Origin of the sequence: Barnesiella sp. B2-R-119 (genome assembly GCF_023656675.1) — a bacterium.
Taxonomy (GTDB): Bacteria; Bacteroidota; Bacteroidia; order Bacteroidales; family Barnesiellaceae; genus Barnesiella; species Barnesiella intestinihominis.
In genome coordinates this window covers 92,978-116,548 of the sequence record NZ_JAMOKL010000001.1, presented here as the reverse complement: position 1 = coordinate 116,548, position 23,571 = coordinate 92,978, and the positions used below count along the sequence as shown (strand labels likewise).

Below are 23,571 nucleotides of genomic sequence, written 5' to 3'. Positions count from 1 at the left end.
TCGTGTTTTATGGATTTACGAGATATAATCAACAGCATATATCCGATATCGGAGAAATCGATGGATAGGGTGTTATCTTGTTCTTTGGAACTCGGACGCCCTAAGGGGCATCGCCTATTGGAGGCAGGGAAAATCGAGTCGGATATATTCTTTATAAAAAGAGGAATTGTGAGGGCCTATGTTTCGCACGAAGGTAAAGATATAACGTTTTGGATCGGGAAAGAGGGGGAGACTATCATGTCATTGAAAAGTTATGTAAAGAATGAGGCTGGATACGAAACCATAGAGCTTATGGAAGATTCTCTTTTGTATTGCTTAAAGAGGAGCGATTTGTATCGCTTGTTTGAGGAAGACATCGATATAGCGAATTGGGGGAGAAAACTCGCCGAATTGGAATTTTTGCGAGCAGAGGAAAAACTAATTCCACTGTTATTCACGACGGCTTCCGAACGTTATAGAGTTTTGTTGGAGCGTACTCCCGATTTGTTATAAAGAATTCCCTTAGAATGTCTTGCCTCGTATTTGGGAATTACTCCTGTAAGTTTAAGCCGTATAAGGGCGAAGTTAAAATAAATTGGGTGATACCATGTTTCTTGGAGAAAGAACATTAGCTTATGTAGAAAAATTTATTCGCTTTTCATTTGTTCGAGTTATCGTTTGCACAACTGTTTGAAATCGCAATATTTACAATGCGATTCAACAGTGGTTTGTGAAAATGGTTTGTCGAGGTCGAATATATCTTCTAAACAACGAGTAAGGTATAGGTCGAATTCTTTTTCTACAAGGTTAAAGTCGGTGAGAGGCTCTTTGTCGTATTTCAAGAAGGATTCGAATTTATCGAATAAGTTACGGACAATATAAATAGACGGCTGTAAAGGTTGCATAGGTGCTTTGTCTAGTTTATACAATTTGCAGTAAAATAACACCTGCATGATTGCTTTTTTACGATCTTTTTCAGAAGGGTCGAAAAGTTCTGTTACCGATTTGAAATCGAGTCTTTCTCGTCCGGTTTTATAATCGACGATACGAATAAGTCCGTTATGTTCATCTACCCGGTCGATAAAGCCTTTCAACTGTATGGATCGGTTGTTTCCGATAGATATGTTTTTATGTATGGGAAGTTCAGAAGCTACATAGGAAAAAGGCGTAAGGACTCGGTCTTTTTCCAGAGTTTTGTCAATCAGTTTAAGAATGATTTCCCCAGTCAGGTAATCATACCCGGTTAGCGGTTCGGGGCTATGTGGAGTTTTGTAATACTCTTTGGCAAAACATTCTTCGAGATACCGGGTGAGCAAGCCTTTGTCTTTGCGTATGGCGTCGATGTGGTCGACGGTGACAGTTATTTTTTCTTTTTCGCCTTTGATACGGTTGTAGATTTTTTGCATCATACCGTGATAAATGCTACCGAAAGTACTGCTATCGACGCTTTCTGCGACTTCGTCGGTTTGTTCTATCTTTTCGATGTATTGCAGATAAAATTGTAAAGGACAGTTCAAATAACGATTTATTGCACTGGCCGATAATGCGCTATTTCCTCCTTGCATGAAATCGGCTAATTTTTTTTCTATGCCATATTTCCATTTATCGATGGAGATTGTTATCGGAGAGAAGGTCGCTATGTCGCAATTGATCTGTATTTCTTGTATGGGTATGCGGTAATGGTATTTCAGTTGGTATATATATCGGCTCACTTCTCCGCTTTTGAGTCCGTCGGTGCGACTGTCGTATAATAAGAATACCCGTTTAGTCCGGCTTATCATGCGGTAAAAGTAGTAGGCATAAATACTATCTTGATGCTCTGTCGTAGCCATGCCAAATCCTTTTCTTAAATTGTAGGGAATGAATGTGGCAGCTACTTTCTTAACGGGGAACACCCCTTCGTTCATGGAAAGGATAATAAGATTATCGAAATCGAGCGCACGAGTTTCGAGTACGCCCATGATTTGTAATCCCGATAAAGGCTCTCCTTGAAACGGTATGGAAATCGAATCGGCCATTTTCCCCAATAGCCGAAAGAATGTTTCTACGGTCATCTCTATGTCTTGTTTGGCGATAACATCACGTAACCGTTTGACGGTAATGTAGTAGTGATACATAAATTCCAGTTCTATCGCCGAGAATCCCATAGGAGTTTCTTCGTCGCCGGCTTCTGATGAATCGCTCCTATTTCCACCTTGTTGCAAATATTCGAGCAATTCTATCAGATAGGCTGCCGCTTCATCTGTCGTACAGGGGATAAGAAACAGAAGTTTTATCAGTCGATGATTCCCTAATTCTTTTGGGGAAACGAATGTGCGATTGTTTTCGTTGATGAAATTCGTTATTTGATAGGCTTTTTCGCCTATTCGGGACGCTATGAACCGGTGTCCCAATAATTGCTTTACATCAAGATGATAGAATCTCGGCTCTCCTTTTGAGAACCGGACGCGGCGCTGCATTTGGTATATCGATTCCATGAGTGCTGCGACAGTGGTGTGTTGCAACGTATATCCCATAGTGATGTTTACCGTAGAGATTTCCGGTGGAATGGAGTATAGCATAGGAAGCAGCAATTCTTCGTCGGGGAGAACGATGGCTGTATTGATGGCCTTTTCGGGAGATAAATGATTATTGTCGATAAGGCTTTGAAGTATATCTGTCGCTTGCTTTGCCTGCCCGACAGCCGACGGTATCGATATTAATTCGATCTGAGGCGTTTGTTCGATATGCTCGTCGATCTCGATTTTAGAGGGGAATCTTCGTTTATTATCGTTGAGAAAGAACGCTGCTTTGTTATATGAATCCTGCAAGGTGGGAGCGTAATAATCCCAATAGAAATCTCCTATGCCGATGTCGCGTAAATATTCCATGAATATTTTTTCGGCTTCGGTGATAGCATTGAATCCGATAAATACCACTTGTGTATAAGGTAAGTTGATAGATTCTTTCCGTTTACTTCGTTCGGCGACGTCTCGGAATATCATGCCTTCATAGGCTTTGTTTCGGGAGGATAGCTCATCTCGTAATCCGGTATAAAGATCGAAAAGGATTTGCCACAGTCGAATGAATTGCTGTTTATTATCGCTTTCGGTGGAAGGAAAAAACAGATGCCCCCAGAAACGTTTGACGATTTCTATTTGTTCTTCGGTCAGATAAAATTCGTCTATCTCTTTCAGATCGTGTATATTGGTAAATAATTGCCGAGCATCAACCATGTATTTATCCACATCGTCGAAATCACCTAACAGCATGTCTCCCCAAAAGACGAAATTGTCGAATGTCTCATCGCTCTTTCTCAATTCGATGTATTTTTTATACAACGTTACAAGTAGGCTGATTCGGTCTATTAAGGTATAGGGCGATAGCTCGGCCATTAGGTCGTTTATCGTGGTTACTTTGGGCGAGAAGATCGGTTTCCCGGAAACTTCGGCCAAATATTTTTGAAAAAAAATGCCGCTTCGCCGGTTGGGAAAAACAAATGCAAGTCGAGAGATTTCGTTACCGTACTTTTTGTAAAAGGCTTGGGCTATGCGATATAGAAAGGGTGTCATGATTTTCCCGGTTTATCTATATGATCGGTTTGAGGAATTTTTATTATATTAAGTATTCAGTTATGTCGACAGGATTATGATCGGTAGTTTTGGGCTGCGATAAAAGGAATTTATCGTTTTTGTAATTAATAATAACGTGCCAATACATTCTATTCTCCTTTTCAGTCGTCCACATATTTTTGACCAAAGGACCAAATAGGGCATAGGGTATGAGGAGTGTCTTTTGAGAATCTCCGCATCCAAATGCTACGTAAGCCGTAGGATATTCTTCCAACATTTTTTGTTGATGAGGGTGAAATGCAAACCAAAATCGGCCTTGTCTATCGGTTGTATTATGATTTCGGGATATGGTGCACATCACGCAGAGACTATTGTCTTTGGTCGTATATGTTATTTTTGTTTGTTTTATAAGCTGTTGTTTAAGGTGGTTCTGTATTTTATGAATACAATCTAAATAAAAGTTGACCGGAATAGCTTTTTCTTTTTTAATAGGTGATAGCGATGGTGTTTCTACTGTATCGATATCGTCTAACTGTAAGTCTTTTGACGTTTCGAATATCAAATCGATGAGTTTATCTACTCGTGTATATTCTCTTGGTTTTAGTAGTTCTGTGATTTGGAGAATAGTTTTGGCATCATTAAATGTTTCCTTCAATTTTAGTAGCTGTATCAAGGCATCGGTACTGATAATCCTTATATTCCAAGCATAGCGGGAACCTCGTACCTGAGATTCTAAATCTCCGGTATCTTCGCGACCTACGACGATTAAAATAGAAGAATTTTCTTTATCTATTTTCCCCGCGTCGATAAGTGCGCTTCTATATTTTGCAACCGATTCGCTTAAATTGATTCTGATGTAATCGGTTGTTTTGACTTCGATAATGATATTATATCCGTCTTTTGTAGTCCATATTCCATCAAAACCAATACTGTTCTTTTTCCCTTTGTATAATCCGTATTCGACATTGAAATTAAGCCTTTTACCTATTTGATTGACAATGTCTTGTAAGGCAAGACCACTATTTTCAAAAGGGTTTGAAAGACAATAGTTTGCGAATTCGAATAAAATATTCGGTTGTACTATATCCAGTAGATTCCTAAATTCGGAAGAAGTGGTATTCCCGTCTTTTAACTTTCCGTCTCCTGCAAAAGATAAAATTTGAGGTAAAGACTTGTCTTTGAATATGTCTGGTGTTTCGTTGTAAAGGGTGGCTATCGTGTTCATGATTGGAATATAGGGCGTTTTGTATCTTGTGATATATTTGTTTTTTAAGTTTAATGGCAAATTTAATAATTTTGTTGTGAGTATGAAAAGACACTTTTAAAAATTAGAGATTTATGATTGGGGTAAAATAATCTTTCCCAATAACTATAATTAAGTGTTTGTTGTAGCTTATTCTGTATTATCTTTTCATTTTATTATCTATCTTTGCATTTCGATAAGGTAGAAGATATATGATATCGATAGAAGGACTTTCGGTCGCTTTTGGAGGAAATACACTATTTGACAATATTACTTATGTAATTAATAAAAAGGATCGCATTGCATTGGTGGGGAAAAATGGTGCGGGGAAATCGACTATGTTGAAAATCATAGCCGGGTTGCAGGCTCCGACATCGGGTAATGTGAATATGCCGAAAGACCTTACGGTGGGTTATCTTCCGCAGCAGATGAATCTATCCGATACTCGTACGGTAATGGAAGAGGCGGAACAGGCTTTTTCTCATATATTCGAATTACAGTCGCGTATAGAGCGCATGAATACCGAATTGTCCGAGCGTACCGATTATGAGTCGGAATATTATCAGGAGTTGATAGAGCGGGTTTCCAATGCTAATGAGCAATTGGCTCTTATCGGGGCATCCAATTATCAGGCAGAGATAGAGAAAACTTTAATAGGGCTGGGATTTACACGAGAGGACTTCGGACGGGATACGTCGGAGTTCAGCGGAGGGTGGCGTATGCGTATCGAATTGGCGAAGTTGTTGTTACAGCGTCCCGATGTGCTTTTGCTCGATGAGCCCACCAACCATTTGGATATAGAGTCTATACAATGGCTTGAAAGTTTTTTATCGACTCGCGCCAATGCGGTCGTATTGGTTTCTCACGACCGGGCGTTTATCGATAATGTGACAACACGGACGATTGAAATCTCTTTGGGGCGCATTTATGACTATCAAGTCAATTATTCCCGTTATGTTGTTCTCCGGCAAGAGCGTCTCGAACAGCAGATGAGAGCTTATGAGAACCAGCAGAAACAGATACAGGATACCGAGGCTTTCATCGAGCGTTTTCGTTATAAGGCAACGAAGTCGGTACAGGTACAGTCGCGTATCAAGCAACTTGCCAAACTCGAACGAGTAGAAGTGGACGAAGTAGATACCTCCCGGTTGAATCTAAAATTCCCACCGGCGCCTCGTTCGGGCGATTATCCCATTATCGCCGAAGGAGTAGGAAAAAATTATGGCAGTCATGTGGTTTTTTCGAATGCCACGTTTACGATTAAACGTGGCGAAAAAGTCGCTTTTGTCGGGAAAAACGGTGAAGGAAAGTCGACTTTGGTAAAATGTATCATGGGCGAAATTCCCTATACAGGAACTTTGAAGATAGGGCATAATGTAAAGATCGGGTATTTTGCTCAAAATCAAGCGAGCTTGCTTGACGAATCTATTACGGTTTTCGATACGATCGATCGGGTCGCGGTAGGGGATATTCGTACAAAAATACGAGATATACTCGGTGCTTTCATGTTTGGGGGCGAGGCTTCGGACAAGAAAGTAAAAGTCTTGTCGGGAGGGGAGAAAACCCGATTGGCAATGATACGTTTATTGCTCGAACCTGTCAATTTGCTTATTCTCGATGAGCCGACTAATCATCTGGATATGCGTACCAAAGATGTGTTGAAACAAGCGATTCGTGATTTTAACGGGACGGTAATTCTTGTTTCCCACGACCGGGAATTTCTCGATGGTTTGGTTTCGAAAGTATATGAGTTTGGTGGAGGACAGGTGCGAGAGCATTTGGGCGGAATTTATGATTTCCTGGAAAGTCGTAAGCTGGATTCTTTGCGAGAGCTTGAACAACGAGCCACAGTTTCGAAAACAGAGAAGGACGGAAATATTTCGAAAGATTCTGCTTCCTCGGCCAAATCGGAGGATTCTAAGTTGTCGTATGGAGAGCAAAAAGAGTTTGCCCGTCGTTTGAGAAAGGCCGAAAAGGTGGTTGCGGATATTGAATCGGAGATTGCTGGTTTGGAGAAACGAATAGCCGAGGTGGAGGAAAAGTTGGCAACGCCCGATGGTGCGGCGGATACTTCGTTATACGAACTACATGGACAGTTGAAGAAGCAACTCGATGATGTGATGTGGAAATGGTCCGAGGCCTCCGAAGTATTGGATAAATTACAGAAATAAATATAGCAAAAGTCGAATGCAAAAAGCTAAGTTCGATTAGAATCTTTGAGGAAACGCATTCTATATTCTACAAAGTGAATGAAACATATAAAAATGAAAGTAAAATGAAAAGAGTAATGATTTTATCGTTTGCTGCTGCTTTGCTTGCTACTGGTTGTACAAGCAAATCGACCGTAAAGACTCCGGGTATCGATCTTTCCAATCTCGATACGACGGTAGCTTGTGGTGATGATTTTTATGATTATGCGTGTGGCGGCTGGATGAAGAAAAATCCGTTGAAGCCTGAGTATGCTCGTTTCGGATCTTTCGACCAATTACGTGAAAATAACCGAGAACAAATTCGATTGTTATTCGAAGAATTAGGTAAACAAAAGGCTGAACCGGGTAGTATCGCTCAAAAAATTGGCGATTTGTACAATATGGGATTGGATAGTGTGCGATTGAATGAGGAGGGAGCTTCTCCTATTGCGGAAGAATTGAGTCGTATACAATCACTTTCCGGTAAAGAGGCGATAAGTGCCATGATAGGAGAGATGCATCGTACCACATCAGCCCCATTTTTTGCCATATATGTGGATGCCGATGCTAAGAACAGTACGATGAATATCGCAGGTTGGTATCAGGCGGGTATGAATATGGGTGACCGTGATTACTATATAGCCGACGATGAAGCCAATAGCAAGATACGGGATAGTTATCGCAACTATATTCAGAAAATATTTACATTGTCGGGATACAGTGCCGAGTCCGCAGCGCAAGCAGCTGCTACCGTATTGAAGGTGGAGACCGAAATCGCTAAGGCCGCTTTTACTCGCGAAGAGTTGCGTGATCCTCAGGCGGGTTATAATGTTATGACAATCGATGAATTGAAAAAGCAATTCGGCGGTCTGGATTGGGATATCTATTTTAATACGGTGGGTTTAGACAGCTTGAAAAAGATAAACATCGGTCAGCCGCGTACATTGAAAGCTGTAAATAATTTGCTGAAAACATTGAGCGAGCAAGAGATTCGCGATTATTTGGCGTTCAACTGTATCGATGGCGCAGCTCCCTATTTGAGCGATGACTTTGTAAATGCTCATTTCGATTTCTATTCGAAGACTTTATCGGGGAAAGAACAAATTGAACCTCGTTGGAAACGTGCTCTCGATGTCCCTAACAGTCTCTTGTCGGAGGCAGTGGGCGAAATGTATGTTGCTAAATATTTCCCTCCTGAGGCAAAAGAGCGTATGGTACAACTTGTTGCGAATTTGCAGACCGCACTGGGACAACATATAGACAGCCTTGAATGGATGAGCGATGAAACCAAAGCGAAGGCTCATGAGAAACTAAACAACTTTTATGTAAAGATCGGTTATCCCGATAAATGGCGCGATTATACTGGTTTGACGGTGAATCCGAAAGATAGCTATTATGCTAATATTCGTCGTGCAGCCGAATTTGAAACTTTATATTCTCTGAAAGATGAAGGGAAACCTGTGGATAAGACCAAGTGGTATATGAGTCCTCAAACCGTTAATGCTTATTATAATCCGAGCTCTAACGAAATTTGTTTCCCTGCCGGAATTTTGCAGCCTCCATTCTTTAATTTTGATGCCGATGATGCCGTTAATTACGGGGCTATCGGTGTCGTTATAGGACATGAAATGACTCACGGATTCGATGATCAAGGGCGACAGTTCGATAAAGATGGTAATCTTAATGATTGGTGGACTTCTGCCGATGCCGAGCAATTTACTAAACGAGCTGAAATTTTGGCTTCGCAATATGATAACATTGTTGTGCTCGATACAGTGCATGCCAATGGTCATTTTACATTAGGTGAGAATATTGCTGACCATGGAGGTTTACGCATTGCTTACACTGCATTGCACAATACTTTCGATGGTGTGGAGCCGGCTCCGATCGATGGATTTACTGCCGATCAACGTTTCTATCTGGCGTATGCTGCATTGTGGGCCGGCAATATTAGAGATGCCGAAATTCTCCGGTTGACGAAGATTGACCCTCACTCGTTGGGCCGTTGGCGTGTCAATGCTGCGTTGCGTAATATGGAAACTTTCTTTAAGGCTTTTGATATTAAAGAAGGAGATGCCATGTACATGGCTCCCGAAGATCGGGTGATTATTTGGTAATGGATTGTAGCAAACAAAAAAGGAGATAATCCTTTTAGGATTATCTCCTTTTTTGTTTATATCTTAATTGAAATATCGGGAAATTTGGAGAATATCTAATTCTACGAGATCGAGATGTTTTTGTATTTTGTGTAACGGTAGATTTAGTTTGCGAGATATTGCCTCGTCGCTTAGTCCCTTTTTTCGCAGTTGATAAATAAGTTTTTGTAGATCGCTCATTCGCTCTGAAATTCGTACGAGTTCTTTATCGTATAAGTCTTCGGGTGTGATGACTCTTAAATATTGTTCCATTTGACGTTGAGTCGTGTAGGCTTGTCGATATTGCCTTAATACATTTTTGTAATCGTGAACAAAAATGGAGATGAGTAATTTGAAGAAAAATTGCTTGACTGTCGGCGGCAGCATAAACTTTTTTGTTTTTTAGTTGTATATATTAAAACCTCCGCCTAATTCACATTCTTCAAAAGATGTCTTACTTGCTTTCACAGAATGGTGTGGGTTACACATGATTAGGCGGAAGGTTTAAAATCCTTCTTCCTATTTTGTAACACACACATATTTTCCCTAATGTAAGCAAGTAAGACGACTCAAAATTAAGCAATAGATTTGAATAAAAGGAGGTGCTTGATTTCATTTTTTTGAAAAAATGGCTATTCTATTATAACCCGAATTTTTTAATGGTTTATAGACTATTTAAATGGGTTTCTAAATAAAAAACGCAGGTTGATAACGCCTGCGTTTTTTATTTTTATAAGAATAATTTTTTTATCCTGCTCTTTTTTCAGTGGACATGTAATCGTTGCTTTGTATTTTCTTATTGAACTTTTTCGATGATGATTATCGGAGTTTGGGGTTGTTGATATAATGCTGCATGAAAGTTGTCTATCATGTAAAATCCGGTAACTTTGCCGAGTGCCGATAAGAATAATTGCTCCGTTTTCATGTCTGGACAAGCCATGCGGGTAGTTGCTACTTGTGTAAAAGCTATTCCGAAAGCGGTTCCATCTAAAGAAATCCCTCCGAACATACGGTTACAGCCCGCAAATCCAGATAATTTTGCCTCTGGGATATCGATAACCATAGTCGGATTTTCTTCGGTGATTTTTTTCCCGTCGATAGTTGTGACTTTCCAAGAACCATTTAATAGATCTACCATTCGTTTTTCAAGGGTCATCACAGATTTCCCTTTTTCGTCACAGAATTTGATAGATAGCTCTTTGGTATCAGCTCGTTTATAAGAGCGGGTTTCGTTCAAAGCATTGAGGACAGTACGATCTGTAACTTCTGGCCGGCAAGCCTTCATCGTCGAGATGAGCGATTCGAAACGTAACCCATTCTCATTTTCGAAAAATGCAGTGCCGTTTATTACGTTGCAACCGTCGTTGCCGTAAATACGTCCGTTTGTGAGATCGAAAGTGATTTCTACTGGTGAATCGCCTATAACGGTTTTACCTTTGGCTGTTTTTATAATCCATGTCCCGTTGAGTTCTTCTCGATTTATAGAAATGTTTTTCTTCTCATTGGTTTGTGATGTGGAAGTTTGAGTTTGTGTCATACTTCCTTTTTCAGTCGTTTTACACGATACTGCGGATAGAAGTAAAATAATGAATCCGGTAAAAAGAAAATTTTTCATTATATATATTTGTTTTGGTTATATGCAAAGATAACAAATAAATTCTCGAAAAGTAGGACATTTTTTTATTTGTTATATATTAGGCTAATTCTTTCCCTACATAAGCTCCTTTTTCTTTGAGATTCAGTATTCCCGGATATTCTGGTTGCTTGTACCGGACACAGAGAACTATAATAATGAATAATATGCTTGCAAAGATTGTCCAGCCCGTGATTTCTTTGAGAGCCGACAACATGGCTTGTACTTGAATGCGTCCTGATACTTGCATGGTCGCAAGAGTAGTCGCGGTTTCGGCACTATGTCCTTGCATGAATTGACTGCCTTTCACCGTTTGATTGAAGCTGCCTGCGATTTCTGGATTCATCAAGTCTACTCCTGTCGATAGTGTGGCCATATAATGTTGCTGACGTTCGTTCAATAAGTTGGAATAAATCGCTGTTCCTACGGTCGGCCCGATAATTGACCGGGCAAAGAGCATTACAAAAATCCAAGACGACATATATTTGAGAGGCAGGCGTATACTACCCAATACGGCACACATGGTATAGAGTATCATCATACCGGTCGAGCGCAGTATCGTGGCCCATATCATGTGTTCATAAAGACCCATGCTTTGGTATTGGAAATACATATATATGGCGTAGGCTGTGATGAAACTGAACCCGAATGCGAAGATATATTTGAAGGGTATCTTGAAAGCCGATAGAATCATGCACAATATGGCTCCTATTACATATCCTACCAATGAATAGTTTCCCAACATGGCATTTTGAAAATTGTCTATTTTCATAGATATGCTGGTGAATACGCTCACGAACATGGCGCTGCAATTAATCATCATAAGCATGATGAATGTTATTGAAGCGAAAATAACATTCTTCTGTTTGAATACTCCTAGTTTCAGATAGGGGTGTTTCAAGTTTCCCTCAATAAAAATGAGAGCGGCAGTGGACAGTAGGAATAATATGGCGGCCAGCCGTATGTAGTAGTTGTCAAACCAGTCGAGTGTTTTACCATAAATCAGTATGAATGACCCAGCCATCATCATCAATGATGCGGCAATTACATCGCCGAATTGACGGAGATTGAAGTTGAGTTTTTTCAGATGCCTCTGATATTTCATGGTGGAAAGAACAACGACGATTGAGAGCATCAACATTCCCATCATATAGTAATAGACATATTGCCATTCATATTCATAGGCAAGCCATGCGGTCAACGAATTACCGGCTTGCGCGAAGAGCATGAAAAAGAGATAAATGATAGGTTGTGTGAGGCCTTTGGCTTGATCGTTCTTGTCGGCAACTACGGGATCGGTGGCTTCGGCTCCCGGGGTGATGATGTCGCTGGCCTCTATCTTAAATGCATACAGTATGAGAGCAAATAGATTTACCAAAGTGAGAGCCATGCGGATAAAACCCGTAATGAGACTGCATAACATGAGTAGTAACCAACTGTCTGTAATTGCACAAATATAGCTGAGCCAAAATAACAGAATGAAGCCTGTCATTAACATCATTTTGGGTCTCCTCACAGCCAAGACTCGTTGCATAAATGGTGCGAATACTACCATGCCGATTGCTCCGGCATAGCTTGCATATTGAATGTGCTCCGAGATAATTCCAAGACCAGACGACATCTCTCCACTATTTATGGTATATGCCCCGTTAATGAACATAATAGGGCAGAATAGCATGATGAGTATGATGATTCCCAGTGGTTTTGGAACCCAGTCGTAAAAAGGATAATTTTTTGTGTGAGCCATTTTACAATTTAGCTTTTATAATAACCATCATTCCGGCTGCTAAGAGCCGGTTGTCTTCTTCCGACAATTCGTCAAACTCGATTCTTACGGGAATGCGTTGTTGTATTTTTACGAAATTCCCGGCTGAATTATCAGTAGGTACTAAGGAGTATTTAGAACCCGTGGCTCCCGATATGGCCGATATGTGTCCCGAAAACTCTTTATCGGGAAAGGCATCGACTTTGATGCTTACTTTTTGACCTTCGTATAAATTGGCTATTTGGGTTTCTTTATAATTGGCAATCACCCATTTTTGAGTATCGGGTATGATATAAGTGAGACTTTGGCCACCTTGTACAAATTGTCCGTCCTCTAAGGCCCGTCTTCCCAGTGTTCCGTCACAAGGGGCGGTAACTACTGTATAGGACAAATTTAATCGAGCCATTTCCAAAGCTGCTTGGGCTCTTAATATTCCGGCTTCGACCGATGCTTTGCGGTTTGTAACTTCGTTTACTCCCGAAGTGGCTGCGGCTTTCTGTTTTTTCAGAGCTTCTAACTTGGCGAGTGTCGCTGTTAACTCGGTTTCGAGTTGTTCCACTTGTATGGGGGTAGCCGCATTACGTTGTAATAAGTTGCGGTAACGAGTCAAGTCTTTTTGCAATTTGCTTATGCGTGTATTTATTTCCTCGATAGAGGCATCATAAACCGAAGCAGTCGCCTGTGTCGTCGTCAAACTGGAAGATAAGATTGCAATTCCGTTTTCGGCATCTTTCAAAGCCGCCTCGGCTTCCGATACTCGTATACGGTATTCTCTATCGTCCAGAACAAGTAATGTGTCGCCTTTGTGTACGAATTGGTGTTCGGTGAAGTAAACTTTCTTTACATATCCCGGTACGCGTATGTTGATTGGTGCTATATATTGTTCTATTTGGGCATCGTTGCTGGTTTCGCAGCGTTTGTAATTGAGAAAAAGGCAAGCCGCTTCATAAACTCCGTAGCATAGAACGATGATACCGATTGCATTTAATGTATATTGTCCGAAACGCAATGCTTTTAATTTTTTACTCCGTTTATAATGAGAGCTATTTTCTTTTTTCATAATTGTAAAAGTATTTATATATACTGATTATTAATTTTACAGGATTATTGGGTGAGAATATCGAGTTGTTGGGTTAATTTCAGCAAATTCAATTCTGCTATTTTATAATTGTAGTGCGCGCTCAAATAGCCGTTTTGGGCTTCGGTTAATCGGAGCTCATCTTGTAGGAGCTCGGTCATGGAAGCTATTCCTTCTTTGTATTTATCGGTTGTAACCAAGTAAACTTCTTCGGCCAACTTGTAGTTGCTTTGTTGTTTTTCGTAATTGCGTTGATTGTTCATCAAATCCGATACCGAGTTGGTGTACTGTGTTTCTAGTTGTTTGCGGGTATTTTCCTGTTGGAGTACAGCTTTTCGGTATTCGACGTTGGCTTGTTGTTTTTTGGTGTGTTTGCTCAGACCATCGAAGATGGGTATTTTCAAGGACAGGCCGAAGTTGAATGATTCGTACCATTTGTTGGATATATGAGAGTGGAAGAAATGTTTGAATTTATCTGTATAAGCCGAATAAGCCAGTTGGCTGGTGAAATTGAGCGAAGGTATGTAACCTTGATTGATTATTCGTCCTTGTTTCTTTAATAATTGGGTTTGAGTATCCAGTAATTGGAGTTCGTATAGCGAATCTGATAAACCATTGAAACGCACATTCCCGGTTATGTCGGGATTGAGCGGGGTAAGAGTTATCTCGTATTCCGAGGGAAGGTCAAGCGTATATTTCAGAAGGTTGAGTTGCTGGTTAAGCATAGCTTGGGCGTTGTGATATTGAATCCTCATATTTTCGAGATTTATTTCAACACGTTTTACATCTACGTCCATAGCCATTCCATTATCGAAGAATGCTTGTGTGATGTTGCGAAGGGAATCTAGACGGGCGATATTTCCTTCGATAATTTGTAATTGACAGATGGTCGTTTGTCCCAAGAAATAGAGTTTCCCTATTTCGACGATAAGATCCTCTTTGGCTTTTTCGTAAGACAATAGGTCTATTCGATTTACTAATTCCGAGATGGCGATACTTGTATATAGGGTCTGATTATATAATGGTAATTGCAGTTGTAAACCGCCATTGGCATTGTATCGTAGTGTCTTGGTGACGTTATAGGGAGTTCCATATTTGCTTCCGTCGGTTACCGAAACGGCCGGTTCGGGACTATTGGTAAAATTGGCGAAAGCATTGATGACCGGTAACAGTTTGAACCTGTTTTCAGAGATCCCGTATTTGCTTTTTTGGACATTTAGATTTTTATTTTGCAGGGAGAGATTATTCGCTATGCCCATTTCGATGCATTCTTTCAATGTCATCGCTTGTCCAGATTGGGCATAATTGAGTGCAATAAATAAAAAACAGCACAAAAATACGCTAGTGACTTTTTTCATAAATTAATACCTATTTGTTCGGGGGACAAAGGTAGATTGAAAAAAGTCACTTTTTTAGAGGAAAAACAAACCAAAATTGTTCTAAAACACGGATTAAATATGGTTATTCTTCATTCCGTTTCGGATATCGGGTCGGGCGTATCAACAATCGTAAGGTGGCGTTATAGGTAAAATAGTACCAACACCAGTTTAGAAAAGTGATAATTTTATTTTTCATGCCTAATATGGAAACCAAATGAACTCCCATCCATGTGAACCAAGCCGGCCGCCCGTATAATTTTAGATAGGGCAAGTCGGCTACGGCACGATTACGGCCGATGGTTGCCATGTTTCCTTTATCTTTATAATGAAAAGGCGTTTCGAAACTGTTCCGGTTCAAATTTTTTGCTAACAATTTGCTTTGTTGTATGGCTACCTGAGCTACTTGCGGGTGACCTTTGGGATAGTTTTTTTCGGTAAGCAGGGCTATATCGCCGATTGCGAAAAGGTTTTCACACCCGACGACCCGGTTGTATTCGTCTGTGACGATTCGTCTTCCTTTCCCTATGGACGTTTCTGGAATTCCTTTCAAAGGTTCGCCGGTGATACCTGCTGTCCAGATGAGGGTATGGCATTTTATTTTATCGCCGTTGTCAAAACTCACGTAAGTCCCGTCGAACGATTTCATGGTATGTCCGGTAATGACTTCGACTTCAAGTTGTTCGAGGTATTGTCGAGATTTGGTAGAGGCTTCTGTACTCATATTCTGTAATAGGCGGTCTGAACCTTCGACGATAACGACGCGCATATCGCAAGGACTGATCTCGGGATATTCTCGAGACAGAATGTACTTTTTCATTTCACCCAAAGCACCCGCTATTTCGACTCCGGTCGGGCCTCCGCCGACAACCGTGAAGCAGAGAAGCGTGCGGCGCGATTCGGGATCGGCGCAGGTACAGGCCCGCTCTAAACAGAATAGTATTTCATTTCTTAGTCGGATAGCCTCGGCAGTAGATTTCAGAGTATATACTCGTTCCCTTAATTCGGGCATATTGAAAAAATTATTGGTTGTGCCTGTGGCGAGCACCAAATAATCATAATTTATATTTCCTGTATTGGTCGTTAAAATTTGCTTTTGAGTATCTACTGCAAGAGCTTCTCCCATATGGAAACGGACGTGACGTAATTTACGTAGCTCTTTCCTGAAAGGAAAACAAATGGCGGCCGGTTCAAGTCCCGACGAGGCTATTTGATAAAACAGAGGAGGAAAGGCATGAAAATTTTTTCTATCGACTAAGGTCACTCTGAACTTTTCGGGATTAATTCGTTTGGCCAGTAAAAATCCGGCAAATCCGCCTCCGACGATAACGATGTGTTGTAGTTTTTTTTCTGTGCTCATGTCTGTGCAATTTTGAGGTATAAAGATACGAAAAAAGTTTCTTCTTTTTTTATATAAGACATTTTGGCGTAAAAAATGTTCATTCGATGCGTTGGGAAAGAAAAATCTTATAAAATGCTCTCAGGGTTGTGTTGTTTTGTCATTATTTACGTACATTTGTCTGATAATCATGTTAAGGCATTTAATGAAACTTATATTCAAGTCAAATATCATATTTCTATTGCTGTCGTTTTCCTCTTTTTTATCTGTGGCGCAGATTAATACCGATAGAGTGATGAATATCGGACGTAATGCTCTTTATTTTGAGGACTATATTCTGTCGATGCAATATTTCAATCAAGTGATAAAGGTAAAGCCGTATATGGCCGAGCCTTATTTTTATAGAGGAGTTGCGAAGTTGAGCCTCGATGATTTTAAAGGGGCAGAAGAAGATTGTACCCTTTGTATCGAACGTAATCCTTTTATTGTCAATGCCTATCAAGTTCGGGGGATTGCCCGACAGAATCTTGGGGATTATCAAGGCGCTATCGACGACTATACCGAGGGTTTGCGTTATGCCCCCGAAGATAGGTCTTTTTTGAATAATAAGGCTATTGCCGAGGTGCAGTTGAAAAAATATGACGAAGCCGAAAAAAGTTTCGATAAACTCATAGCTTTGCATCCGAACTATTACAACGGTTATATGAGTAGGGCCCAGTTTTATTTGGAGAAGGGCGATACGATAAAAGCGATTGATGATATAGATAAAGCTATTTCGATAGATAAATACATATCGGGAGCATATGCTCAACGGGCTATTATTAAAGTGTTGCACGATGCCGATTATGATTCGGCTTTGGCCGATATGAACGAGGCTTTGAGGCTCGATCCCAAAGAAGTGTCTTACTATTTCAATAGGGCTCGTATAAAATATCATCAAGATGATTTGCAGGGAGCTATGGCCGATTATGATTATATATTGAAACTTGATCCCGATAATACGATGACCTACTACAATCGGGGATTATTGCGTATGCAAGTAGGTGAACGGAATAAGGCTATATCTGACTTTACAAAAGTAATAAAGGCTGAACCGGACAATTATTTCGCAATTTATAATCGAGCTTTGTTATATGATATGATCGGGAATTATGGGAAGGCTATTTCTGATTTTAACGTAGTTTTGGAACAGTACCCCGATTTTGCCGCGGGTTTTTATGCTCGCTCCGAGGCGAAACGGAAAATGGGTGATATGAAAGGCGGTGAAAAGGATTTCATGCTGGCTATGGATTTGCAAAAGAAGACCCAGTATGAACCGATCGATGAAAATACAGTAGCTTCGAATAATAGTAAAAAATCGGGACAAGCAGCCGATGAGCGGTCTGAGTCTGATAAAAATATTAATAAGTTCAATCAAATATTGGTAGCCGATGCCCATACCGAATATAAGCCGGAATATGAGAATAAAATTCGGGGACGGGTACAAGATCAGAATGTGCAAGTATCCGTACAGCCAATGTATGTGCTTACTTATTATGAAAGGCCCGATGCCGTTCGTCAGAATATTTATTATGTAAGGGAACTCGAAGAGTTGAACGATACCCATGTGTTTAGCAAGAAATTATTGCTTACGAATGCCGAGGCGGCACTGCTATCCGATCAGGTAAACTATCATTTCTCTTCCATAAATGATTATTCCCGTCTTATAGAGATAAATCCTTCTAATCCATTGGCCTATTTCGGTCGAGCTGTCGATTTTATGCTTGTTCAGGATTTTTCTAGTGCTCTTGACGATTTGAATAGAGCTATTATGACGAGTCAAAATTTTACGTTAGCCTATTTCCTTCGGGCTGTTGTAAGAGCGAAACAAATAGAATATCAACTTTCGGCGGAGTCTGTACAGAGTATAGATTTTCAACAGGTGCGCTCGAAAAACTCCAAAGATTTCTCTTTGTCTGGATTACCGGCAGTGGGAAATGAGAGTTTGAAAATGGAATATGAGATGGTGCTGCGTGATTATGAGAAGGTGATAGAGTCTGCACCGCGGTTTATATATGTATATTACAATCGTGGAAATCTGCGTTGTTCCCAGCAAGATTATAGGGGTGCTATTGCCGATTATACCGAGGCGATACGGTTACGTCCCGATTTTGGAGACGCTTATTATAACCGAGGGTTAGTCTATTTGAAACAAGGCGATACGGTTAAAGGTACGGCCGATTTGAGTAAAGCGGGAGAGTTGGGAGTTGTGGCTGCGTATAACTTGTTGAAACGAATGAGCGATTAAAAGATTTTTATAAATATCCGTTTGGGTAATGAAATAATTATTATTTTTGTGCCTTGGAAAAAGAGGCGCAGTCATGTGTCTCTATTATTAAATGTATAAAATAGAAACGTTTTTTTTGAAAAACGTTGAAAATAGATAAGGACAGAAAAATGATGATTAAGATTACGTTTCCCGATAATTCGGTAAAGGAATTTGAATCTGGTATTACACCTTTACAAATAGCAGAGAGTATAAGTCCCCGATTGGCTCAGGAAGTTCTTGCGGCGACAGTCGATGGACAAGAGTGGGATCTTTCTCGTTCCATAAACGCAGATGCTGCGGTTAAGCTTTTCAAGTGGGACGATCCAGAGGGAAAACATGCTTTTTGGCATTCTTCGGCACACTTGTTGGCCGAGGCATTACAAGAACTGTATCCCGGTATTAAATTCGGTATAGGCCCGGCTATCGAAAATGGATTTTATTACGACGTGGATCCGGGGGAGGCTACTATTACGGCGGCCGATTTTCCTACGATAGAGGCTAAAATGCTCGAATTGGCGAGCCGTAAAGAACCGATTGTTCGGAAAGAAATATCGAAGGCCGATGCTCTCGACCGATTCGGTAAACGTGGAGAAGAATATAAAGTTGAACTTATCAGCGAACTCGAAGACGGTACGATAACTACTTATACGCAAGGTGCGTTTACCGATTTGTGCCGGGGACCTCATTTGCCCAATACGGGGCTTATCAAGGCCGTGAAGATAACTTCTTTGGCCGGGGCATATTGGAGAGGCGATGAGAAGCGTAAACAATTGGTTCGTGTATATGGCATCACGTTCCCGAAGAAGAAGTTACTCGATGAGTATCTTGTTTTGATGGAAGAGGCGAAAAAACGAGACCATCGTAAAATTGGCAAGGAAATGGAACTCTTTGCTTTTTCTTCCAATGTGGGGCCGGGATTACCTCTTTGGTTGCCGAAAGGGACACAACTGCGGGATCGCCTTGAAGCTATGTTGCGTAAAGTTCAAAAACGTTTTGGGTATTTGCAGGTGATTACTCCTCATATAGGAAATAAGATGTTGTATGTGACATCGGGGCATTATGCCAAATATGGGAAAGATTCTTTCCAGCCCATTCATACGCCGGAAGAAGGAGAAGAATATTTGTTGAAGCCTATGAACTGTCCGCATCACTGTGAGATTTACAAGGTGACACCGCGGTCTTATAAAGATCTTCCTCTTCGTTTTGCAGAGTTTGGTACAGTTTATCGATATGAACAAAGTGGCGAGTTGCATGGTTTAACTCGTGTACGTAGCTTCACCCAAGACGATGCGCATATATTCTGTCGCCCGGATCAGTTGAAAGACGAGTTTTTGAAAGTAATGGATATTATATTCATTATCTTCAAAGCTTTGAAGTTCGATAATTTCGAAGCCCAAATCTCTTTGCGCGACCCTAACAATCGCGAGAAGTACATCGGTAGCGATGAAAATTGGGAAAAAGCGGAGCGGGCTATTGTCGAGGCTTGTGAAGAGAAGGGGTTAAAAGCCAGAGTCGAATATGGTGAAGCTGCATTCTATGGTCCTAAACTCGATTTCATGGTTAAAGATGCCATCGGCCGGCGTTGGCAATTGGGAACCATACAAGTGGATTACAACTTGCCGGAACGTTTCGAACTCGAATACACCGGTAGCGATAACCAGAAACATCGTCCGGTAATGATTCACCGGGCTCCTTTCGGTTCTATGGAAAGGTTTGTTGCAGTTCTCATCGAGCATACGGGCGGAAAATTCCCGTTGTGGCTTACTCCCGATCAAGTGGCTGTTCTGCCTATAAGCGCTAAATTTAACGACTATGCGCAACAGGTTGTTAGCGAATTGGCCGAGAAGGATATTCGGGCATTTGTCGATGACAGGAATGAAAAGATAGGGCGGAAGATTCGCGATAACGAGCTGAAAAGAATTCCTTATTTGCTCGTTGTCGGTGAAAAAGAGTCTGAAAATGGTGAAGTTTCTGTAAGAAAACAGGGCGAAGGTGATAAAGGTTCGATGAAAATTGCTACCTTTGCCGAAAATTTAAATGCAGAAGTAGAAGAATTACTCAAAGAATGGTAGTCTGAATGGATAAAAAACCGCAACCGCAACCGCAGTCCAGTAGGCCAAACAAGCCTATGTTTGCAAAAAAGAATGATATAAAAGACCAATATCGTGTCAATGAACGTATTCGGGCGAAAGAAGTTCGTTTGGTCGGTGACAATGTAGAGCAAGGGGTATATACCATACAAGAAGCTATACATATGGCTGACGAACAAGGCCTTGACTTGATAGAAATTTCGCCTAATGCAGTGCCGCCGGTATGTAGGATTTTAGATTATCAAAAGTTCCTCTATCAGCAGAAAAAACGTCAGAAAGAGCAGAAAGCTAAGTCGACGAAGATTGTTGTTAAGGAGATCCGTTTCGGGCCTCAAACCGATGATCACGATTATAATTTCAAATTGAAACATGCCATCGGTTTTCTGAACGAAGGAGCAAAAGTGAAGGCTTATGTCTTTTTTAAGGGTCGTTCTATTCTGTTCAAGGAACAGGGTGAAGTGCTCTTGTTGCGTTTCGCGAACGATTTGGAAGACTATGGAAAAGTGGAGATGATGCCGGTTCTGGAAGGTAAGCGTATGATCATCATGATAAGCCCGAAGAAAAAATAAATAGGATATTTGACAAACTATTCATTCAATTATAAAATTAAAATTTAGTAAAATGCCAAAGATTAAAACTAATTCCGGTGCCAAAAAGAGGTTCGCCCTTACCGGAACAGGAAAAATCAAGAGAAAACATGCTTTCAAAAGTCACATTTTGACTAAGAAAACGAAGAAGCAAAAAAGAAATCTTACTCACATGGGAACGGTAAATACCGTTGATGTAAACAATGTAAAAGCATTGTTGGGTATGAAATAAGCTTCGGCGATTTCTAAAATTTTTCTCAAAAAAGAGTAGTTTCAAATTTTATTAACCGAATGTTTTTAGCTTGAAGTTTACCTTGAACGGTAGCGCTAACATTCAAAACAGAAAAAACTATGCCAAGATCAGTAAATCACGTTGCTTCAAGAGCAAAAAGAAAAAAGATTCTTAAACTTACCCGCGGTTATTATGGTTCTCGTAAAAACGTTTGGACCGTTGCCAAAAATACTTGGGAAAAAGGTTTGACGTATGCTTACCGTGACCGTAAAAATAATAAGCGTAATTTCCGTGCGTTGTGGATTCAACGTATCAATGCGGCTGCACGTCTCGAAGGTATGTCTTATTCTAAGTTAATGGGTGCACTGCATAAAGCAGGAATCGAAATTAATCGTAAAGTCCTTGCCGATTTGGCAATGAACAATCCCGAAGCATTCAAAGCTATCGTTGAGAAAGTAAAATAAGACAGAGGGATTTGTAGTTTTATAAAAAAAATAGGGGTTGCCTTTTTGGCAAACCCCTATTTTTTTTATTGAAAATATTTTGTTTATTCAAAGTATTTGGTTAGCTTTGTATCAAAGACAAGAGAAAGCCCGGTCGTATCAAAGTAGATTGGGAAACTCATCAAAAATTATGAAATGCCGAGACAAGCTTTTCGTTCCAATGGCGGGCCACGCCTTTCGAGGTATGCTTAGCACGGTGGATTACAAAGGGGCGAAGGCTCTCAAATCCTGTCTTTCGGAGTTTCATCGCATCCTTTGATACGACCCCTTATATAGCCCGACTTTTATAGAGTCGGGCTTTTTAGTGTAGAATTTGATATTATGAATAAAAAGTTGAACTTTGGCGAAGTCGATAAACTTTGTCCCAAACAACATTGCATAATACTTATCCACTCGTCTTTGTGTATTTAGCAAATATCTCCTCTAAATACTCTTTGGGCATAAAGTCGGTTTCTACCCTTTTATGTACGAATAAATTATCTTTGTACACAATCTCTCCGAGTTGATAATCTAACTCATCTTCGCTGACTTCGCCTTTATTGAGGTTCGCTATGAGGACAGCAATCCAGTCTCCGTCATCTTGTCTTCGCCATACGTATGCGGATTTAGTCATTACATATAGAGAATTTCGATCTTCCGAAAATCCAAATTTGTCTACTACATACTCCCGATCTCTGTTATTATTCCGCCAAAATACAGCGTTTTCGGTCAGATTGGCTGCATAAGCTATCAAAGGATCATCATTGTATTCCTGCGGGGTACATGGGTATTCATTAGGTTTATCATTATAGAAATAGATTTCTTGGGCTGCTCCGGGTGTTAACGAGAGCATAACATTCTGCTTTCTTTGTTCCGGCTCATCGGGACGTTCATATGAACGAGGCGGAATTTGACCCCAACCGTTTAAGGAATCGGATTGCAACTTGTCAATTTCGTCTACATTCGATGGCTGACCGTCATTTTGCGAAATAGGTTGCTGACTATATACCCATGCGCCCAAAGCACCGCCAGATGTCGGCTTGTCGCTTTCAGCCCATGCCAATAATCGCTCTTTACTGACTTGAGCTTCGGCATTCGTAACGGCTCTCATCCAACTGAAATCGGAGGTAACATCGCTTTCTCTCAACAAAGACGGATTGGCCAAAAACGCTTCGATACTACCGCAACGCATAATGATACGTTTACGAGTAATTGGGTTATCGAGTGCGTTTTCTAATCGAGTAACCCATCGAAGATTGTCCGGACGATTGTTGCGACGATTCGTATCTATATGATCGACAACATGTTCTTTCGTCGGTTTCGGGCCATGAAAGGCTGTTGCAACAATGATATGAACACGGACAGAGGCGATTTCCATATATCCGTGTGTGTCATTGGGCTTTCCGAAAGTCCAAAAATTGTCATATTTGCGAGGTCGTTTCCCATCACGAGGATGACGGAAAACAGCTCCATTATCTCGGACAGAATATTTTTCATCCTTATAGATGCACTCTATTTCTTGTTTAAAATCATTAACATCAATCATACAAAACGACTAAAAAAAACGTTGGCGGAATTGGAAAG

Annotated in this window: 16 protein-coding genes and 1 pseudogene; 8 read left to right on the top strand and 9 right to left on the bottom strand. The window is 40.6% G+C overall.

Translation table 11 applies throughout. From position 1 onward, the window contains the following. Positions 1-9: 9 nt before the first annotated feature. Positions 10-573, top strand: a pseudogene (locus tag NBH06_RS00455) (Crp/Fnr family transcriptional regulator). Positions 574-650: 77 nt separating this feature from the next. On the opposite strand, the gene NBH06_RS00450 reads toward NBH06_RS00455, so the two are convergent. Next, entirely contained in the window at positions 651-3,530 is a 2,880-nt protein-coding gene (locus tag NBH06_RS00450; RefSeq protein WP_250792217.1) for a PD-(D/E)XK nuclease family protein, read from the bottom strand. Between the two features lie 43 nt (positions 3,531-3,573). Next, positions 3,574-4,755: a hypothetical protein gene (locus tag NBH06_RS00445; RefSeq protein ID WP_250792210.1), complete on the bottom strand. Its 1,182-nt coding sequence runs from the start codon at positions 4,753-4,755 to the stop codon at positions 3,574-3,576. Positions 4,756-4,985: 230 nt separating this feature from the next. Here NBH06_RS00445 and NBH06_RS00440 point away from each other — a divergent pair, with 230 nt between their 5' ends. Next, positions 4,986-6,944, top strand: a complete 1,959-nt coding sequence (locus NBH06_RS00440) for an ABC-F family ATP-binding cassette domain-containing protein (RefSeq protein ID WP_250792204.1) — start codon at positions 4,986-4,988, stop codon at positions 6,942-6,944. 104 nt (positions 6,945-7,048) lie between these two features. Beyond that, positions 7,049-9,079: a M13 family metallopeptidase gene (locus NBH06_RS00435; RefSeq protein ID WP_021892208.1), complete on the top strand. Its 2,031-nt coding sequence runs from the start codon at positions 7,049-7,051 to the stop codon at positions 9,077-9,079. A gap of 63 nt (positions 9,080-9,142) precedes the next feature. Here NBH06_RS00435 and NBH06_RS00430 read toward each other — a convergent pair whose 3' ends face one another. From NBH06_RS00430 to NBH06_RS00405, 6 genes are all read right to left on the bottom strand, one after another. Beyond that, a complete protein-coding gene (locus NBH06_RS00430) occupies positions 9,143-9,484 on the bottom strand; it encodes a hypothetical protein (protein WP_021892209.1) in 342 nt (113 codons plus the stop codon). A 409-nt stretch (positions 9,485-9,893) separates the two neighbouring features. Further along, positions 9,894-10,712, bottom strand: a complete 819-nt coding sequence (locus NBH06_RS00425) for an META domain-containing protein (RefSeq protein ID WP_021892210.1) — start codon at positions 10,710-10,712, stop codon at positions 9,894-9,896. A 79-nt stretch (positions 10,713-10,791) separates the two neighbouring features. After that, positions 10,792-12,477, bottom strand: coding sequence for an efflux MFS transporter permease (locus tag NBH06_RS00420; RefSeq protein WP_250792193.1), 1,686 nt, complete (start codon positions 12,475-12,477; stop codon positions 10,792-10,794). A gap of 1 nt (position 12,478) precedes the next feature. Beyond that, positions 12,479-13,555 (bottom strand): HlyD family secretion protein, encoded by a 1,077-nt coding sequence (locus NBH06_RS00415; RefSeq protein ID WP_250792189.1) that lies wholly within the window; start codon positions 13,553-13,555, stop codon positions 12,479-12,481. A gap of 44 nt (positions 13,556-13,599) precedes the next feature. Beyond that, positions 13,600-14,931: a TolC family protein gene (locus tag NBH06_RS00410; RefSeq protein ID WP_250792187.1), complete on the bottom strand. Its 1,332-nt coding sequence runs from the start codon at positions 14,929-14,931 to the stop codon at positions 13,600-13,602. A 103-nt stretch (positions 14,932-15,034) separates the two neighbouring features. Further along, the gene (locus NBH06_RS00405) at positions 15,035-16,309 is read right to left on the bottom strand and encodes an NAD(P)/FAD-dependent oxidoreductase (protein ID WP_021892214.1); all 1,275 of its coding nucleotides are present in this window, start codon (positions 16,307-16,309) and stop codon (positions 15,035-15,037) included. A gap of 184 nt (positions 16,310-16,493) precedes the next feature. Between NBH06_RS00405 and NBH06_RS00400 the strand changes: the two genes are divergently transcribed. From NBH06_RS00400 to rplT, 5 genes are all read left to right on the top strand, one after another. Next, entirely contained in the window at positions 16,494-18,575 is a 2,082-nt protein-coding gene (locus NBH06_RS00400) for a tetratricopeptide repeat protein (RefSeq protein ID WP_195329781.1), read from the top strand. Positions 18,576-18,727: 152 nt separating this feature from the next. Next, positions 18,728-20,668: a threonine--tRNA ligase gene (gene thrS, locus NBH06_RS00395; protein WP_250792762.1), complete on the top strand. Its 1,941-nt coding sequence runs from the start codon at positions 18,728-18,730 to the stop codon at positions 20,666-20,668. A 56-nt stretch (positions 20,669-20,724) separates the two neighbouring features. Continuing rightward, a complete protein-coding gene (gene infC / locus NBH06_RS00390; protein ID WP_250792761.1) occupies positions 20,725-21,255 on the top strand; it encodes a translation initiation factor IF-3 in 531 nt (176 codons plus the stop codon). A gap of 52 nt (positions 21,256-21,307) precedes the next feature. After that, a complete protein-coding gene (gene rpmI / locus NBH06_RS00385) occupies positions 21,308-21,505 on the top strand; it encodes a 50S ribosomal protein L35 (RefSeq protein WP_008860710.1) in 198 nt (65 codons plus the stop codon). A 119-nt stretch (positions 21,506-21,624) separates the two neighbouring features. Beyond that, complete coding sequence (gene rplT / locus NBH06_RS00380) at positions 21,625-21,969, top strand: 50S ribosomal protein L20 (RefSeq protein ID WP_008860709.1); 345 nt, start codon at positions 21,625-21,627, stop codon at positions 21,967-21,969. A 424-nt stretch (positions 21,970-22,393) separates the two neighbouring features. Here the strand turns inward: rplT and NBH06_RS00375 are convergent, their stop codons facing one another. Next, a complete protein-coding gene (locus NBH06_RS00375) occupies positions 22,394-23,533 on the bottom strand; it encodes an HNH endonuclease signature motif containing protein (RefSeq protein ID WP_250792186.1) in 1,140 nt (379 codons plus the stop codon). Positions 23,534-23,571 lie beyond the last annotated feature (38 nt).

Bases quoted from the DNA above. Each gene is read 5' to 3' on its own strand.
- NBH06_RS00450 (WP_250792217.1), bottom strand. From the start codon at position 3,530: ATGACACCCTTTCTATATCGCATAGCCCAAGCCTTTTACAAAAAGTAC.
- NBH06_RS00445 (WP_250792210.1), bottom strand. From the start codon at position 4,755: ATGAACACGATAGCCACCCTTTACAACGAAACACCAGACATATTCAAA.
- NBH06_RS00440 (WP_250792204.1), top strand. From the start codon at position 4,986: ATGATATCGATAGAAGGACTTTCGGTCGCTTTTGGAGGAAATACACTA.
- NBH06_RS00435 (WP_021892208.1), top strand. From the start codon at position 7,049: ATGAAAAGAGTAATGATTTTATCGTTTGCTGCTGCTTTGCTTGCTACT.
- NBH06_RS00430 (WP_021892209.1), bottom strand. From the start codon at position 9,484: ATGCTGCCGCCGACAGTCAAGCAATTTTTCTTCAAATTACTCATCTCC.
- NBH06_RS00425 (WP_021892210.1), bottom strand. From the start codon at position 10,712: ATGAAAAATTTTCTTTTTACCGGATTCATTATTTTACTTCTATCCGCA.
- NBH06_RS00420 (WP_250792193.1), bottom strand. From the start codon at position 12,477: ATGGCTCACACAAAAAATTATCCTTTTTACGACTGGGTTCCAAAACCA.
- NBH06_RS00415 (WP_250792189.1), bottom strand. From the start codon at position 13,555: ATGAAAAAAGAAAATAGCTCTCATTATAAACGGAGTAAAAAATTAAAA.
- NBH06_RS00410 (WP_250792187.1), bottom strand. From the start codon at position 14,931: ATGAAAAAAGTCACTAGCGTATTTTTGTGCTGTTTTTTATTTATTGCA.
- NBH06_RS00405 (WP_021892214.1), bottom strand. From the start codon at position 16,309: ATGAGCACAGAAAAAAAACTACAACACATCGTTATCGTCGGAGGCGGA.
- NBH06_RS00400 (WP_195329781.1), top strand. From the start codon at position 16,494: ATGAAACTTATATTCAAGTCAAATATCATATTTCTATTGCTGTCGTTT.
- thrS (WP_250792762.1), top strand. From the start codon at position 18,728: ATGATTAAGATTACGTTTCCCGATAATTCGGTAAAGGAATTTGAATCT.
- infC (WP_250792761.1), top strand. From the start codon at position 20,725: ATGTTTGCAAAAAAGAATGATATAAAAGACCAATATCGTGTCAATGAA.
- rpmI (WP_008860710.1), top strand. From the start codon at position 21,308: ATGCCAAAGATTAAAACTAATTCCGGTGCCAAAAAGAGGTTCGCCCTT.
- rplT (WP_008860709.1), top strand. From the start codon at position 21,625: ATGCCAAGATCAGTAAATCACGTTGCTTCAAGAGCAAAAAGAAAAAAG.
- NBH06_RS00375 (WP_250792186.1), bottom strand. From the start codon at position 23,533: ATGATTGATGTTAATGATTTTAAACAAGAAATAGAGTGCATCTATAAG.